This window comes from Bradyrhizobium sp. SHOUNA76, from assembly GCF_023006445.1.
Classification (GTDB): Bacteria; Pseudomonadota; Alphaproteobacteria; order Rhizobiales; family Xanthobacteraceae; genus Bradyrhizobium.
The window spans coordinates 1-12,067 of the sequence record NZ_JALBHA010000152.1 but is presented as its reverse complement, the minus strand read 5'-3'; the positions used below and the strand labels follow the sequence as shown (position 1 = coordinate 12,067).

Annotated in this window: 12 protein-coding genes and 1 pseudogene; 3 read left to right on the top strand and 10 right to left on the bottom strand. The window is 64.4% G+C overall.

Annotated features, from left to right (window positions below):
* Window positions 1–429 (bottom strand): P1 family peptidase (locus MOV74_RS17695; RefSeq protein ID WP_246924958.1); only part of this gene is annotated, 429 nt, incomplete at its 3' end.
* Between the two features lie 58 nt (window positions 430–487).
* Complete coding sequence (locus tag MOV74_RS17690; protein WP_246924955.1) at window positions 488–3,295, bottom strand: PAS domain S-box protein; 2,808 nt, start codon at window positions 3,293–3,295, stop codon at window positions 488–490.
* Window positions 3,296–3,539: 244 nt separating this feature from the next.
* On the opposite strand from MOV74_RS17690, the gene MOV74_RS17685 reads away from it, so the two are divergent.
* Window positions 3,540–3,926 carry a response regulator gene (locus tag MOV74_RS17685; protein ID WP_246924951.1) on the top strand — a complete coding sequence of 129 codons (387 nt, stop codon included), beginning with the start codon at window positions 3,540–3,542 and terminating at the stop codon, window positions 3,924–3,926.
* A gap of 81 nt (window positions 3,927–4,007) precedes the next feature.
* Here MOV74_RS17685 and MOV74_RS17680 read toward each other — a convergent pair whose 3' ends face one another.
* The 5 genes from MOV74_RS17680 to MOV74_RS17660 form a co-directional block, all read right to left on the bottom strand.
* Window positions 4,008–5,126 (bottom strand): branched-chain amino acid ABC transporter substrate-binding protein, encoded by a 1,119-nt coding sequence (locus MOV74_RS17680; RefSeq protein ID WP_246924948.1) that lies wholly within the window; start codon window positions 5,124–5,126, stop codon window positions 4,008–4,010.
* A 162-nt stretch (window positions 5,127–5,288) separates the two neighbouring features.
* The gene (locus MOV74_RS17675; RefSeq protein ID WP_246924945.1) at window positions 5,289–6,032 is read right to left on the bottom strand and encodes an ABC transporter ATP-binding protein; all 744 of its coding nucleotides are present in this window, start codon (window positions 6,030–6,032) and stop codon (window positions 5,289–5,291) included.
* Window positions 6,029–6,862 carry an ABC transporter ATP-binding protein gene (locus MOV74_RS17670; protein ID WP_246924942.1) on the bottom strand — a complete coding sequence of 278 codons (834 nt, stop codon included), beginning with the start codon at window positions 6,860–6,862 and terminating at the stop codon, window positions 6,029–6,031. The genes MOV74_RS17675 and MOV74_RS17670 overlap by 4 nt, the downstream gene beginning before the upstream one ends.
* Window positions 6,859–8,160, bottom strand: a complete 1,302-nt coding sequence (livM, locus tag MOV74_RS17665; RefSeq protein ID WP_246924961.1) for a high-affinity branched-chain amino acid ABC transporter permease LivM — start codon at window positions 8,158–8,160, stop codon at window positions 6,859–6,861. The genes MOV74_RS17670 and livM overlap by 4 nt, the downstream gene beginning before the upstream one ends.
* Before the next feature lie 30 nt (window positions 8,161–8,190).
* On the bottom strand, window positions 8,191–9,108 hold the full coding sequence (locus tag MOV74_RS17660; protein WP_246924939.1) for an ABC transporter permease subunit: 918 nt from the start codon (window positions 9,106–9,108) through the stop codon (window positions 8,191–8,193).
* Window positions 9,109–9,385: 277 nt separating this feature from the next.
* On the opposite strand from MOV74_RS17660, the gene MOV74_RS17655 reads away from it, so the two are divergent.
* Window positions 9,386–9,568 (top strand): hypothetical protein, encoded by a 183-nt coding sequence (locus MOV74_RS17655; RefSeq protein WP_246924936.1) that lies wholly within the window; start codon window positions 9,386–9,388, stop codon window positions 9,566–9,568.
* Window positions 9,569–9,754: 186 nt separating this feature from the next.
* Window positions 9,755–10,294, top strand: coding sequence for a hypothetical protein (locus MOV74_RS17650; RefSeq protein ID WP_246924934.1), 540 nt, complete (start codon window positions 9,755–9,757; stop codon window positions 10,292–10,294).
* Here MOV74_RS17650 and MOV74_RS17645 read toward each other — a convergent pair.
* The 3 genes and pseudogenes from MOV74_RS17645 to MOV74_RS17635 all read right to left on the bottom strand — a co-directional run.
* Window positions 10,256–10,648, bottom strand: a complete 393-nt coding sequence (locus tag MOV74_RS17645) for a carboxymuconolactone decarboxylase family protein (protein WP_246924931.1) — start codon at window positions 10,646–10,648, stop codon at window positions 10,256–10,258. The two genes, MOV74_RS17650 and MOV74_RS17645, sit on opposite strands and share 39 nt — an antisense overlap.
* A gap of 104 nt (window positions 10,649–10,752) precedes the next feature.
* Window positions 10,753–11,535 (bottom strand): 3-oxoadipate enol-lactonase, encoded by a 783-nt coding sequence (pcaD, locus tag MOV74_RS17640; RefSeq protein ID WP_246924928.1) that lies wholly within the window; start codon window positions 11,533–11,535, stop codon window positions 10,753–10,755.
* A gap of 15 nt (window positions 11,536–11,550) precedes the next feature.
* Window positions 11,551–12,067: pseudogene (locus MOV74_RS17635) on the bottom strand (3-carboxy-cis,cis-muconate cycloisomerase); the annotation flags it as partial.

The window sequence follows — 12,067 nt, the reverse complement described above, 5'->3', positions numbered from 1 at the left end:
GCTGCCGAGCGCGAAGTCGGCGCCGGCGGAAGCCGCAGCGGCGTAGCCGAGGTCGCGATAGGGCGAAAAGCGGCCCCAGGCCTTATCGCCGCCGTTGAGCAGGTCGAACACGATCGCGCCGGGGACGACGGGGATCACAGCCTCCCTTACCCTGAAACCGCGGCCCTGTTCGGCGAGCCAAGCCTGTACGCCGCCACCGGCATCGAGACCGAAGGCGGAGCCGCCGGAGAGTGCGATCGCGTCGATCCGCTCGACCGTATTGGCGACGTCGAGCAGCGAGACCTCGCGCGTGCCCGGGCCGCCGCCGCGAACATCGATGGCCGCGACCGCCGGGGAATCGAAGATGATCGCGGTCGTGCCGGAGGCGACTTTGGCATCCTCGGCATGACCGACGCGGACGCCGGCGATATCGGTGAGGAGGTTGTTCAAACTGGCCTCGCGAGCTCGAAGGAGTTCGCCTCTGCGATAGCGCAGAGAGGTCGCGGGCTCAACTGGCCAGCGCCGTTCTGAGCATCTTGGCGAGCTCGGACTTGCGGTAGGGCTTGGCCAGCAGCAACACGCCGGAATCGAGCCGGCCATGATGGACGATGGCATTTTCGGTGTAGCCCGAGGTGAACAGCGTCTTGAGGTCGGGGCGGCGCCGGACCGCTTCGTCGGCAAGCTGGCGGCCATTCATGTTGCCCGGCATGATGATGTCGGTGAAGAGCAGGTCGATGGCCTTGTCGCTGTCGATGATGGTGAGGGCATCCGCGCCGTTGGCGGCCTCGAGCGCGGTATAGCCGAGGCTCTTGACCTGCGTCACAACATATTGCCGCACCAGCGCGTCATCCTCGACGATCAGGATCCTCTCGTTGCCGCCGGTGATGGGCGCGTTCTGGAGCACCTCGAAATCGGTCTCCTGCACCCCGGTCGAGCGCGGCAGGTAGATCTTCACGCTCGTGCCGTGGCCTACCTCGCTGTAGATCTTGATGTGGCCGCCCGACTGCTTGACGAAACCGAACACCATGCTCAAGCCGAGGCCGGTGCCCTTGCCGACCTCCTTGGTGGTGAAGAACGGGTCGAAGACCCGGTCGATCAGGTCCGGCGGAATTCCGCTGCCGGTGTCGCTGACGGCAATCATCACGTAATTGCCGGCGACGACGTCGGGGTTCATGCTGGCATAGCCGTCGTCGAGGAAGATGTTGCGGGTCTCCAGCACCAGGGTGCCGCCGTCGGGCATGGCATCGCGCGCGTTCAATGCGAGATTGAGGATCGCGGTGGAGAGCTGGCCAGGGTCGACCAGCGTCGGCCAGGCGTCCTCGGTAAGCTGCGGCATGATCGTGATCTGCTCGCCCAGCGTCGGGTGCAGCAGCTTGGCGGCTTCGAGCGCCAGCGCGTTGACGTCGATCTCGCGCGGCTGCAGCGGCTGCTTGCGGGCGAAGGCGAGCAGATGCTTGGTCAGCTGCGCGCCGCGTTCGGCGGCGTCGTCGATCAGCTTGGTGATGGCGGCAAGCTCGGGCCGGTCGGCGACGGCGTCGCTGAGAATGCCGATCGTGCCGGTGATGACGGTCAGCACGTTGTTGAAGTCGTGGGCGACGCCGCCGGTCAACTGGCCGATGGAGTCCATCTTCTGGACCTGCCGGAACTGGGCTTCGGCGGCCTGCTTCTCCGTCAGATCTCGGCCGATGAAGAAATGGCGCTTCACCGGCTCGGACCAAGTGCCCATCCAGTTCAGCGTGACCTCGTGACCGTCGTAGTGATAATAGCGAGCCTCGAAGCTGCGCTTGACCGCGCCGCGCCGCGCCGCGCGCATCTCCTCCCGCGTCTTGTCGAGGTCGTCTGGGTGGATGAACTCGGTCGCACTGTGCCCGATCATGTCTTCCGGGCTGAAGCCGAGGATGTCCTTCACGCTCGGGCTGACCTGGATGAAATTGCCGAAGCCGTCAGTGACCAGGATCAGATCCTGCGACGTCTCGAAGATGCGCTGGCGTTCCTCGATCTCGCGGCGAAGCTTCTCCTGCGCCTGCTTCTCCTCGGTGATGTCATGGGCGATCTTGGAAGCGCCGATGATCTCTCCGTTGTCCGACCTCAATGGCGAAACATTCAGGACAACGTCGAGCGCGCGGCCGTCCTTGCGAATCCGCACCGTCTCGTGCTGCGCAATCGTCTCGTTGTCGGCGATCCGGTTGAGGATACTCCGGACTTCGCCCTTTCGCTCCGTGGGCACGATAATGTCGATCGACCTGCCGACGGCCTCCGTGGCGGAATAGCCGAACAAGTGCTCGGCGGCCTTGTTCCACCCGGTGATGATGCCGTCGAGCGTCTTCGTGATGATGGCGTCGTTGGAGGATTCGACGACGGCGCCGTACAGCGCGAGGCGCTTGCCGTAGAAGTCGCGATCCGACGCCGATTGCTCGCGCAGCCTGCCGACGAGGCCCACCGTCCGGGCCTGAAGGCGGACGTTCTCGATCAGCAGCACCGCGAGCACGAAGCTCGACGCGCAGAGGCCATAGAGACGGCCGGCGTAGAAACCGAGATCGAAGCGCGCGACGTTGACGATTGCAGACAGCGCGATGTCGAACAGCCATGCGCACATCACCACCATGAGCCAGATGTCGATCACCGAATGCGGGCGGCGGAACCACAGCGAAACGAGCGCAGCGAAGCTCAGTGACCACACGAAGGATACGACCCCGATCATGGTCGGTGTGTAACGGCCGTCGCGGAGCAGGACCGGCAACAGATCGTGCTGGACGGTGACAATCCAGGTGAAGGCGGCCATGGTCGCGACGACGCCGAGCACGATGGCGTAGATCGGGCTGCTTGTTGCGCCCCGGATCCTGGGGCCGCCGTCCTTTTCCTTCAGCCAGGCATAGCCCAGCACGAACAGCGGGAAGCCGCCGTGCCAGATCATATAGAGCCAGACGGTGGTCTGGCTGCCGGCGCCGAACAGCCCGGTCGGTGTGAACAGGCCGGGGAAGGTGAGGGCATGAACCAGCGCTGCCGCGGCGGTGAACAGGTAGCCCGTCGACAGCCACAGCAGTGCGCGGGTCCGCAGCACCGAAAACTGCGACAGCAGCAACACTGCCGTGATGATGTCGCTCACGGCCAGGGCGGATTGATAGCTCGCGACGAAGGCGGGGACCGGCGGCAGCGGGATACCTGCGAACGGAACGGCCAGTGCGAACAGGATCGAGGAGACGCCGACGATCCACAATGCCGCGGTCCGGTCGGCTGACGTGGCCGGCAGCGTTGAAAGAAATGTGCTTCGGTCGATCGTAGGCGCGTTCATCTCTTGCAAACCCGTTTTGAGCATCCCGAAGTTCCAAGATCCGGCAGACTTGACCTTCCGACCTCCACGGTAGCCCGTTGCGGGCGCGTGTCGTGAACCGTTGCAGCGACGACTCAACCGAAGGTTACAGCTTACTTAATTTTGGTGAGAACGCGGAGTAGGGACCGGGTAAGATGCGCTTTACTGGGGCGGTGTCATAATGCCCTCCCGCCGCGGCGGGTTCCAGGTTTGAATCACACGAATTGATCGATCTGCGGGAGTTGTTCCCATGCCTCGCGTTCTCATCATCGACGACCAGAAGGCCGTGCGCGCGATGGTCGCGATCGTGCTTCGGGTCAACCAATACGAGGTTGCCGAGGCCGAAAGCGGCGCGGCCGGGCTGAAAACCTTCACGGAAAGCCCCTTTGATGCGGCGATCGTCGATATTTTCCTTGGCGACACCAGCGGCGTCGACGTCATCGCGACCCTGCGCGAACGTGTGCCGGGGCTGCCGGTCGTGGCGGTGTCCGGGATGACGACGCTGGATTTCATGGACCAGGCGCCACACCTCGCCAACGTGGTCTGCCTGCAAAAGCCGTTTCGGCCGAACGACCTCCTGCAAGCGCTGCGGAAAGCCCAGGCCGCGGCCGGCGGCGAACTGCCTGCAGCCGTCTGACCCTCCCGCAAAAAGAAACGCCCCGGGCAAGCCGGGGCGTGGTGATGATTGGATGGCAGCCTTCAGGCCCGGCAGGCGCGCTCAGGTGCCGTTGCCCTTGATCTCGGAGTAGCCGCCTTTGGCATCCCATTTGTAGACGACGTAGTCGAGCTGCTTGATATCGCCCTTGGCGTCATACTCGATCGGGCCGATCACGGTGTCCCACTTACCGGCCTTGATCGCTTCCATGACCTTCTTGGCGTCGGTGGAGCCGGCCTTCTTGGCCGCCTGCGACCACACCTGCATCGCCGCATAGGTGTAGAGGGTGTAGCCCTCGGGGTCGATGTTCTTGGCCTTGAAAGCCTCGACGATCTTCTTCGCGGTCGGCTTGTTGCGCGGATCGGGGCCGAAGGTGAACAACGTGCCTTCGCCAGCCGGGCCGGTGATGGAGGCGTACTCCTTGTCGGCGAGCGCGTCGCCGGCCATCAGCACGGTCTTGAGGCCCTGGTCGCGCATCTGACGCAGGATCAGGCCGCTCTCCTGATGGTAACCGCCGACATAGACGAGGTCGATGTTGTCGCGCTTCAGACGCGAGACGATCGCGTTGAAGTCCTTGTCGCCCTTGTTGTAGGACTCGTACATCTTCTCGGTGACGCCGGCCTTGTTGAGCGCCTTCTTGGTCTCGTCGGCCAGACCCTTGCCGTAGGTGGTCTTGTCGTTGAGGATCGCGATGTTCTTACCCTTGTAGTTCTTGGCGATGTACTGCGCCGCGATCAGGCCCTGCTGATCGTCACGGCCGCAGACGCGCGCCACGTTCCAGAGCTTGCGCTCGGTGAACAGCGGGTTGGTCGAGGCCGGCGTGATCTGGAGCACGTTGCCGTCGGCATAGGCTTCCGAGGCCGGAATCGACGACGACGAGCAATAATGCCCGGCGACGAAGGGGATCTTCGCGCCGGCGATCTTTTCGGCGATCGAGCGCGCTTGTTTCGGGTCGCAAGCGTCGTCCTCGACGGACAGCGCGAGCTTCTTGCCGTTGACGCCGCCGGCGGCATTGATATCGGCCACGGCCATTTCGGCGCCGTTCTTCATCTGGCGGCCGAAGGCGGACTCGCCGCCGGTCATCGGGCCTGCGACTGCGACGGTGACATCCTGCGCGAATGCCGCGCTCGACAGCGCGAGCGATGCGCCGAATGCCAGACCGATGAGCTTCAGTGATTTCATGAGATACCTCGCGGGTGGTCGCCTGTGGAAGTTGCCGGGCATGCCCGGTCCAAACCGGCGCCATTCTTGAATGAATTCGAGGAGAAGTCACCGGCAAAATACGGGCATTGGCGCAGATATCTCGCCACATTCGGCCGCACGCGGGGCGGGCTTGCGGCTCGGTCAGCCGTGCCGGCCGCCTTCCAGGTAGGCGGCGCGAATCTCGGGGCGCTGCAACAATTCGGCGCCGGTGCCGGCCAGCGTGATCAGGCCGTTGACCATGACATAGCCGCGATGGGCAAGCTTGAGGGCGTGGTTGGCGTTCTGCTCGACGATCAGGACGGTCAGGCCGTCCTGCCGGTTCAGCGTGCGGATCGCATCGAAAATCTGACGCGCGATCAGCGGCGCCAGGCCAAGCGAGGGCTCGTCGAGCAGGAGCAGGCGGGGGCGGCTCATCAAGGCGCGGCCGATCGCCAGCATCTGCTGCTCGCCGCCGGACAGGGTTCCGCCGCGCTGGGCGTAGCGTTCCTTCAGGCGCGGAAACAGCGTGAAGACGCGTTGGAGCGTCGCCTCGCGTTCGGCCTCGGTGCATTCGGTGGCATCCGCCCCCATCTGGAGGTTTTCCGCCACGCTCATGCGCGGGAAGATGCGGCGGCCCTCGGGCGATTGCGCGATGCGCAAATGCGCGATCTCGTGGGTGGGGACGTCGGTGATGTCGCGGCCTTCATACAGGATCTGGCCGGCGCGGGCGCGCGGCTTGCCGAAGATCGTCATCATCAGCGTCGACTTGCCGGCGCCGTTGGCGCCGATCAGCGCGACGATCTCGCCGGCATTGATCTCGACGTCGACGCCCTTCAGCGCCTCGATCTTGCCGTAGGCGGCGCGCAAGCCCCGGATCGCGAGCAGAGGGGAGGGCGCCGGCGTCACGAGCCGCCCTCCATCACGGCTGCCGCCTCTTCCTCGTCGGCGCCGAGATAGGCGGCGATCACCTTGGGATCGTCGCGGACCTCGCGCGGCGTGCCTTCCGCGATCTTGACGCCATGGTCCATCACCACGATGTGGTCGGAGATTTCCATCACCACCGACATGTCGTGCTCGATCAGGAGGATCGAGGTACCGAGCTCGTCTCTGATCGAGAGCAGAAGCGCGCTCAAGGCCGCGCTCTCGCGCGCATTGAGGCCGGCGGCGGGCTCGTCCAGGCATAACAGGGCGGGCTCGGTGCACATGGCGCGCGCGATCTCGAGCCGGCGCTGATCGCCATAGGCGAAATTGCCGGCGGCATCGTCGGCGCGGTCGAGCAGGTTGACCCGCTTGAGCCAGTCGGTGGCGAGATCAATCGCGCGCTTCTCGGCATCGCGATAGCCGGGCGCGCCGATGAGGCCGAGGAAAGTGAAGCCGGAGGCGCGCATCAGCGCGTTGTGCTGCGCCACCATCAGGTTTTCCAGCGCGGTCATGCCGGGAAACAGCCGAATGTTCTGGAAGGTGCGGGCCACCTTGGCTTGCTTGGCGATGCGAAAATCGTTCAGCCGCTCCAGCGCGATCGTCCTGCCGTCGTCATGGGTGAGGCGGATGGCGCCGCCGCTCGGTTTGTAGAAGCCGGTGATGCAGTTGAACACCGTGGTCTTGCCGGCGCCGTTCGGTCCGATCAGCGCGGTGATCTTCTTCCGCTCGGCGGCGAAAGAAAGGTCCTGCACGGCAACGATGCCGCCGAAGCGCATGGCGAGCCGGTCGACGCTAAGAATCTTGTCGCCGCTCATCCGTGCCCTTCTTTGACGAGGTCGGAGGAGATCGCTTTCGCCTTGGTCAGATACACGGTGGGCGCGCGATGGCCGATCAGGCCGCGCGGCCGCCAGATCATGATCAGCACCATGGCCATGCCGAATACCAGCATGCGATAGGTTTCGAGGCTGCGGAACAGTTCGAAACCGCCGATCATGGCGAGCGCGGCCAGCGCGACGCCGAGCTGCGAGCCCATGCCGCCGAGGACGACGATGGCGAGCACCAGCGCCGATTCCTGGAAGGTGAAGGATTCCGGGCTGATGAAGCCTTGGCGGGTGGCGAAGAACGCGCCGGCAAAGCCGCCGAACATCGCCCCCGTCGCGAACGCCGTGAGCTTGGTGGTGGTGGTGTTGATGCCGAGCGCGCGGCAGGCGACCTCGTCCTCGCGCAAGGCTTCCCAGGCCCGCCCGATCGGCAAGCGGCGCAGGCGGATTGTCGCCCAGTTGGTGAGCAGCGCAAGTGCCAGGATCAGATAGAACAGGAAGACGATACGGTGCGTCGGCGAATATTCGATGCCGAGCTTGGCGGCGAGCCCGTCATCGCTGTTGTCGAGTGGGATGCCGAAGAAGGTGGGGCGGGGAATGCCGGAGACGCCGTTGGGCCCGCCGGTGAGATCCTGCCAGTTGATGATGACGAGGCGGATGATCTCGCCGAAGGCGAGCGTCACGATGGCAAGATAGTCGCCGCGCAGGCGTAGCACGGGAAAGCCGAGAAGCACGCCCCAGAACGCTGCGAGGATGCCGGCGAGCGGCAGGCAGATCCAGAACGACCAGCCGAAATTGGTTGCAAGCAGTCCGTAGGAATAGGCGCCGACCGCATAGAAAGCGACGTAGCCGAGATCGAGCAGGCCGGCGAGCCCGACCACGACGTTCAGTCCCCAGCCCAGCATGACATAGGTGAGCACGAGGATCGCGAGGTCGAGGATGTAGCGCTGGTTATAGAAGATCACCGGCACCAGGAGCGTGAAGATCAGAAGCGCCGGCGCGAGGTAGCGGCCGATGAACGTCATGCCGCTCTTCATCGCCGGCGGCACCAGATTCTCGGCACCGGAGGGGCCGATCCATTGCCGCAACAGCTCGATCACGATCGAGCCGCCGAATACCGCACCGACGAGGGAGGCAAGTTCGCCGAAGCGCGTCCAATAGGTGAGCTGGCCGGAAGAGCCCGCCTCGGTGCGGATGCCGACCATCAACGAGAACAGCACCAGCGCGACCAGCGCGTTGATGAAAGCCGTCTTCAGGATGGAGGGGATGCCCGTTGCAGGTTTGGCCGTCATGGGCGAGGGAGCTGTCACGCGCGCGTCCCGTCAGACTTTTTCGACTTCGGGACGACCGAGCAGGCCGGTCGGCATGAAGATCAGCACGACGATCAGGATCGAGAACGCCGCGACGTCCTTGTACCCGACCGAGAAATAGGCCGACCAGAACGTCTCGATCAGGCCGATCGCAAGGCCGCCGAGCATGGCGCCCGGCAGCGAGCCGATGCCGCCGAGCACGGCCGCGGTGAACGCCTTGATGCCGGCGACGAAGCCCATGAAGAAATCGACCGTCCCGTAGTAAAGCAGGTACATCAGGCCGGCGACCGCGGCGAGCGCGGCGCCGATCACGAAGGTCATGGAGATGGTGCGGTCGACGTCGACGCCGAGCAGCGCCGCCATGGTCTGGTCCTGCTCGCAGGCGCGCATGTCGCGCCCGAGCCGGGTGCGCGACACCAGCCAGGTGAAGAGCGCCAGCAGCACGACGGTGGTGACGACCACCATGATCTGGATGTTGGAGAGCTGGATCACGAAGCCATCCGTGCTCTCATGCAGGGTGTAGCCGCCGGTGATGAAGGGCGGGATCGGCTTGACGCGGGCGCCCTGCGCCACCTGCGAATAGTTGGTCAGAACGAAGGACATGCCGATCGCCGACAGCATCGGGGCGAGGCGAAAGGAATGGCGCAGCGGCCGGTAGGCGATGCGCTCGATGGTCCAGCCATAGAGCGCCGTGATCGCCATCGAGACCAGCAGCACGACCAGCAGGATCAGCGGGATCGCGGTCAGCCCGAACGAGATCAGGATCAGGAAGGTGATCAGGGCAATGAAGCCGCCGATCATGAAGACGTCGCCATGGGCGAAGTTGATCATGCCGACGATGCCGTAGACCATCGTGTAGCCGATGGCGATCAGGCCGTAGATCGAGCCCAGGACGAGGCCGTTGATGAGCTGCTGGGTGAAATAATCCATGGGCTGCCGTACCAAACCTGACGCGGGCTCAAAGGGAGCTCTGAGGAGAGTGGGTTGGAGTGTGGTTTTCTTGGGCCCCGGCAGCCCTTAGGCATTCTTCCGGTTTTGTAACAGGAGGGAACTGGCGGCTGCAACTGGTCACACTGCGCCAGAAGGTCTTGTACAGAGGTCATTTGGCCTTGGGGTTCCGCAACTGCGAGGAACCGGGTTCCGCGGGCAACCAAAATGGATGGCGGCCGTTATCTCGCCTCTGACGTCCAACAATGGAGTTCCCCGAATGACGAAGCAGCAGAACCAGAATCCGGGTCAGCAGAGTCAGAACCCCGGCCAGCAGCGCCCAGGTCAACAGCCGGGCCAGCAGCAGGGTGGCGGTCAGAAACCTGGACAGCAGCAGCAGGACGATCCGATGCGTCAGGGCGATCGCCCCGGCCAGCAGCAGGGTGGTCAGCAGGACAAGTAATCTGGGAGCCCAAGCATAAAGAGGGTGAAGAGGGCCCCGCCGAGAGGCGGGGTCTTTTTTTGGGGCTCAGCCGGGCAATTAAGGTAAACAAAGGGTTTAAATTGCCGCCACAGTCTGATGCGAGTTAGCTCCCGTAAAGCCGCTGCCTTCCGTCGAAGGTCTTCGGCAAATCAAGTGGGAAGCGGCATGTTCGGGAATTGGCGGATCGGCTCAGTCAACGGCGCGCTGCTGGCGGCCTATTTCATCCCGGCCTGGAGCCTCGTTGCCTTCAACATCATGGTCGCGCCGGTGCACGGCCTCTTTGAGCGCCCGAGCGTCGCAGTTGCGCTTTTCCTCAGCGACCATCTCGAGATGGCAGGGATGAGCACGGTGCGGGCCGCCTGGCTGTTGGCGCTGGGCCGGATGACCGTGGTGGCGTTCTTTGCGATCTACCTCGTGCTTCTGTGCATCCCCCGCGCCCGCAAGGGCGGCGGCAGCGACGAGGCGCTCGGCATTGCGCTCGCGATCGGCAGCCTGATCTCGTTTGCCAGCATGGTGATGGCTTCGAAGGTCGGCGAGATGGCCGCGCTCCGGCTCCATGCCACCGAGCTGCTGCTCTTGCTCGGCGCTGCCATCGTGGTGGTGATCGAACGGCCCGAGCCTGCGCCGAAGATCGTCGAGAACGTCGCGCCGCCGAGTCTTCAGCCGCTAGGTCTTGAGCAGGCCGAGCTCCTGCACAATCGCTGAGGCCTCCTTCACGGCGTGGTTCGCGGCCGGCACGCCGCAATAGATCGCCTGCTGCAGCAGGACTTCCTTGATGTCGTCGGGGGTGAAGCCGCCCTCGGCGAGCGCCGCGCGCACGTGCAGGCGGAATTCGTCCCATTGCCCGAGCGCGACCATGGTGCCGATCACCAGCACGCGCCGCGTGCGCTCGTCGAAATGCGGCCGCGTCCAGATTTCGCCCCAGGCGTAGCGCGTAATCAGGTCCTGGAAGTCGGTGTTGAAGGCATTGCGGTTGGTAATCGACTTGTCGACCCAGGCATTGCCCAGCACCTTTCGGCGCACGCTCATGCCGGCATCGCGGCGCTTCTGGTCGTCCATTCTATCCTCCTCTCGTCATTGCGAGCGCAGAGAAGCAATCCAGACTGTCGCCGCGGTAGGATTTCTGGATTGCTTCGCTGCGCTCGCAATGACGCGTTGTGAGATCAGCGCTGCGTCAGGAATCCCACCACCGCATCCGTAAACGCATGCGGCTGCTCTACGTTGGAAATGTGCGCCGCGTCGATGATGGTCATGCTGGCGCCGGGAATGTTCGAGCGTATCAACTCTCCCGCCGAGATCGGCGTCGCCATGTCGTGGCGGCCAGCGATCACCAGCGTCGGACTCTTGATCTTGGCAAGCAGTTCGCGCTGATCGAGCGTCGACAGCGCCTCGCAGCAGGCGAGATAACCTTCGACCGGGGAGGCGAGCAGCATCGACTTCATCCTCGCGGCGATCTCAGGCTCGCGCTCGCGGAAGTCCTGCGTCAGCCAGCCTGCGATCACGGCATCCGCAACTGCCGCGATGCCGCCTTTCTTCACCGCGTCGATGCGCTCCAGCCATTTGGTCGGCTCGGCATAATAGCAGGAGGTGTTGGCGAGAATCAGCTTGCCGAAGCGTTCCGGTGCGTTGGCGCCCAGCCATTGCCCGACCATACCGCCCATCGACAGGCCGCACCAATGCACCTTCTCGATGTTGAGGTCGTCGAGGATCGCGAGCACGTCGCGGCCGAAGCGCTCCATCGTGTAGGGGCCGGGCGGAACGTTGGACTTGCCGTGGCCGCGGCGGTCGTAGCGGATGACGCGGAACACCTGCGTCAGCGCCTTCATCTGCGGCTCCCACATCTGCAGCGTGCAGCCGAGCGAATTGGACAGCATCAAGGTCGGCCCGCCGTCGCGGCCCTCGACGGAGACGTTGAGCAGGCAACCGTCGGCATCGATCATGGGCATGATGGCGTCTCCGTTTTATTCACGCTCGAGGCTGTCGAGCAGGCGGTCGATCAGCGCCTGCGACGCACCTTGATAGGCCATCGGCTCGAACAATGCCGCAATTTTTTCCGGTGCGAGATGCGCGGCGACCTGCGAATCGGCTGACAGCACCTCGCGCAGATGCTTCTTCTCGGCGACCGCGCGCTTGCTGGCGGCCTCGATCAGGTGATGCGCATCGCTCTTGCCGATCTTGTCGGCCAGCGCAAAGGTGACCGCTTCCGCCATGATCAGCCCATGCGTCGCCTCGAGATTGCTGCGCATGCGCGCGGCATCGACATCGAGTCCTTCGGCGATGTCGACGACGGCGGCAAGCGCCCCCGAGGTGACCAGCATCAATTGCGGCAGCGTCGGCCATTCTGCGTGCCAGGGGCCGGCGCTGCGCTCGTGGTCCTGCACTTGAGCAGCAAAAATCGTCGCGGCAAGCTGCGGCGCCATTGTAGCGGCGCCCAGCGCACTGGCAGCGGCGACCGGGTTGCGCTTGTGCGGCATGGTC

What these genes read in the sequence shown, in the direction of transcription:
- MOV74_RS17690 (WP_246924955.1), bottom strand. Translation starts at nt 3,295, where the DNA reads ATGCTCAAAACGGGTTTGCAAGAGATGAACGCGCCTACGATCGACCGA.
- MOV74_RS17685 (WP_246924951.1), top strand. Translation starts at nt 3,540, where the DNA reads ATGCCTCGCGTTCTCATCATCGACGACCAGAAGGCCGTGCGCGCGATG.
- MOV74_RS17680 (WP_246924948.1), bottom strand. Translation starts at nt 5,126, where the DNA reads ATGAAATCACTGAAGCTCATCGGTCTGGCATTCGGCGCATCGCTCGCG.
- MOV74_RS17670 (WP_246924942.1), bottom strand. Translation starts at nt 6,862, where the DNA reads ATGAGCGGCGACAAGATTCTTAGCGTCGACCGGCTCGCCATGCGCTTC.
- livM (WP_246924961.1), bottom strand. Translation starts at nt 8,160, where the DNA reads ATGACGGCCAAACCTGCAACGGGCATCCCCTCCATCCTGAAGACGGCT.
- MOV74_RS17660 (WP_246924939.1), bottom strand. Translation starts at nt 9,108, where the DNA reads ATGGATTATTTCACCCAGCAGCTCATCAACGGCCTCGTCCTGGGCTCG.
- MOV74_RS17655 (WP_246924936.1), top strand. Translation starts at nt 9,386, where the DNA reads ATGACGAAGCAGCAGAACCAGAATCCGGGTCAGCAGAGTCAGAACCCC.
- MOV74_RS17650 (WP_246924934.1), top strand. Translation starts at nt 9,755, where the DNA reads ATGTTCGGGAATTGGCGGATCGGCTCAGTCAACGGCGCGCTGCTGGCG.
- MOV74_RS17645 (WP_246924931.1), bottom strand. Translation starts at nt 10,648, where the DNA reads ATGGACGACCAGAAGCGCCGCGATGCCGGCATGAGCGTGCGCCGAAAG.
- pcaD (WP_246924928.1), bottom strand. Translation starts at nt 11,535, where the DNA reads ATGCCCATGATCGATGCCGACGGTTGCCTGCTCAACGTCTCCGTCGAG.